This is a genomic window from uncultured Sphingomonas sp., assembly GCF_946477935.1.
Classification (GTDB): Bacteria; Pseudomonadota; Alphaproteobacteria; order Sphingomonadales; family Sphingomonadaceae; genus Sphingomonas.
In genome coordinates, this window is sequence record NZ_CAMLAC010000321.1 from 1 (window position 1) to 3,250 (window position 3,250).

The following is a 3,250-nucleotide window of genomic DNA, read 5'->3' on the forward strand; positions in this document are numbered from 1 at the left end:
CCTGCGCGCACGATCACCCTTTCACCCGACACCGCCCGGCTGCTTGATGCCGCGCTCGCCGCGGGCCGGTATGACGGGGCGGATGCGGCGATCGCCATGGGTCTGGCCAGGCTCGGCGACATCACGACGCTGCCGGAGGACTGGCTGTCGGGCGGCGGCGAATGCGGTGACCTGATCCGTGCGCGCGACTGGAGCGGCACCTCGCTGGGCCCGCGTCCGACGTGGCACCCGGCACTTCGCTCGACCGTATCCAACATCATCAACTCCCCGATCGCAAAGGTGCTGATGTGGGGGCCAGACCATGTCATGCTGTATAACGACAGCTACCGCGAGATTGCCGGCGCGCGCCACCCCCAGGCGCTGGGCGGCACGGTACCCGATACCTGGCCAGAAATCTGGGACTGGAACCGCCAGATCCTTGATGCAGGCTTCAAGGGCGAGGTCATGTCCTATCGCGACCAGCGCATGGTCCTTGCCCGCAACGGCGTTGCAGAGGAGGTCGTGTTCGACCTGTTCTATACGCCCATTTACCAGGACGGCACGGTCGCGGGCGTCATGTGTACCGTGCTGGACAATACGCCGCGCATCGTGGCCGAACGACGACTGGCGGACAGCGAGGCCGAACTGCGCATCATTACCGATTCGCTGCCGGTGCTGGTCGCGTTTGTCGATCGCGACGGCGTGTATCGCTTCGCCAACAGCTTCTATCAGGATTTTCTCGGCCTCGCACCGGAGCAGGTCGTCGGAAGCACGATCGCGCAGGTGCTGGGGGAGGAAAGCCATGCCGTCCGCGCGCCCCTGATCGCCCGTGCGCTGGCCGGCGAGACGGTGGTCGCCGACGTATCGATCCGCCACCGCGATGGCGGCGTCCGTCGGGCGGAGACACGCTATCTGCCCCGGCGCGGCGATGATGGCGAGATCCTCGGCTTCCATGTCCTGGTGTTCGACGTCGATGAGCGCATCCGTCACGCCGCGGCGCTGGAACAGAGCAACGGCCGCTTCCGCGCCGCCATGGATGCGGTGCACGGCGTGCTGTGGACCAACAGCGCCGATGGCCAGATGCTCGGCGAGCAGCCCGGATGGGCCGCGCTGACCGGGCAGTCGTACGAGGACTATCAGGGCTTCGGCTGGGCGCAGGCGGTTCATCCCGACGACATAGACGCGACGGTCGCCGCCTGGCGTACCGCGGTCGCCGAACGGTCGATGTTCATCCACGAACACCGCGTCTGCCGGCACGACAAGGTGTGGCGCACCTATGCGATACGCGCGCTCCCCATTTTCGACGCGGACGGGGTCCTTGTCGAATGGGTCGGCATCCATACCGACATTACCGAACAGCGTGAGGCAGAGCAGGCGCTGCGGGACCAGGCCTCGATCCTGGCGCGTCAAGTGCGGCACCGTGAACGGGCCGAGGCGCAACTGCGCCAGTTGAACGAGACGCTGGAGGCCCGCGTCATCGCCGAGATCGCCGAGCGCCGACAGGCGGAAATGGCACTGGCCCAGGCGCAGAAGATGGAGACGATCGGCAAGCTGACCGGCGGCGTGGCGCATGATTTCAACAATCTGCTGCAGGTCGTGTCCGGAAACCTCCAGCTTCTCGCCAACGACGTCCATGGCAATGAACGGGCCGAGCGGCGCATCACCAACGCGATGGCCGGCGTCACGCGCGGATCGAAGCTCGCCGCGCAACTGCTCGCATTCGGTCGGCGTCAGGCGCTCGAGCCCAAGGTCGTCAACGTCACCCGTTTCGTGCAGGGGATGGACGACATGCTGCGCCGGGCGATTGGCGAGGGGATCGAGATCGAGACGGTCGTCGGCGGCGGCCTGTGGAACACCTTTATCGATCCGGCGCAGATCGAGAACGCGCTGCTCAACCTGGCGATCAATGCCCGTGACGCGATGGAGGGGACGGGCAAGCTTACCATCGAGCTGGGCAATGCGCATCTCGACGACGAATATGCCCGCACCCATGACGAAGTGGTCCCCGGCCAGTATGTCATGCTGGCCGTGTCCGACACCGGCAGCGGCATGACTGCCGAGGTGATGGCCAAGGTGTTCGAGCCCTTCTTCTCGACCAAGAGCGAGGGCAAGGGCTCCGGGCTCGGCCTGTCGATGGTCTATGGCTTCGTCAAACAGTCCGGCGGCCATGTTAAGATCTATTCGGAGGTCGGCCACGGCACCACGATCAAGCTGTATCTGCCCCGCGCGATGGAGGCCGAGGATCTGGAGGTCGCGGTCGATACCGGCCCGGTCGCCGGCGGCACGGAAACGGTGCTGGTCGTGGAGGATGACGACGCGGTGCGCGCCACGGTGGTCGAATTGCTGTCCGAACTCGGCTACCGCGTGCTGAAGGCGGTGGATGCGCAAAGCGCGCTGAGCGTGATCGAAAGCGGCATCCCCATCGACATGCTGTTTACCGACGTGGTGATGCCCGGCACGCTGAAAAGCCCGGAACTGGCGCGCAAGGCACGCGAGCGGCTGCCCGACCTCGCGGTGCTGTTCACCTCCGGCTATACGGAAAATTCGATCGTCCATGGCGGGCGGCTCGACAAGGGGGTCGAGCTGCTGTCCAAGCCGTACACGCGTGAGGCGCTGGCGCGGAAGTTCCGCCACGTCCTGGCCAATCAGAGCCAGCGTCGCCTGGCTGAACGCCCTGCCCCTCTCGGCCCCATGACGCCGCTGGCGGACGGCCTGACCATCCTGCTGGTCGAGGATGACGAACTGATCCGCGCCAGCACCGCCGAGGCGCTTCAGGCCGGCGGCTTCGTGGTGGTCGAGGCGGGCAGTGCCGAGGAAGCGTTGACGGCGTTGCAGACCGCGCCGATCGACGTACTGGTCACCGATATCAACCTGCCCACCATGTCCGGGATCGATCTGGCGCAACGTGCCCGCTCGGTGCGGCCGCTGGCGGGGATCGTCTTTGCGACCGGCGATGCCGCCGCCGTCCGCGACGCGATGCCCCCCGAGGCGATGCTGCTCACCAAGCCTTATGGTGCCGACCGGATGATCGAGACGATCCGAAACGTTGCTGCACGCCGCGAGCGGAACGGCGTCGGCGCATCGCAAATCACTTTAGATCAATGATGTACGTTACTGATAAATAGCGCGTCCGGTCTGCGACTTCGCTTCGCGTGAACGGTTTATCCTCTGCAAGACCGTGTACAACGTTGCAGAGGACCACCCATGTATTATCATGACAAGCGGCTTCAGTATCCGGTGACCGTCGACAAGCCCGATCCGGCTTTCGCGC

The 3,250-nt window shown here is 65.6% G+C and carries 1 protein-coding gene; it reads left to right on the top strand.

Annotation, left to right across the window (positions count from 1 at the left end; all coding sequences use genetic code 11):
- The first annotated feature begins 96 nt into the window (after positions 1-96).
- Positions 97-3,084 carry a PAS domain-containing protein gene (locus Q0U08_RS19245; protein WP_298093371.1) on the top strand — a complete coding sequence of 996 codons (2,988 nt, stop codon included), beginning with the start codon at positions 97-99 and terminating at the stop codon, positions 3,082-3,084.
- The last annotated feature ends 166 nt before the right edge of the window (positions 3,085-3,250 follow it).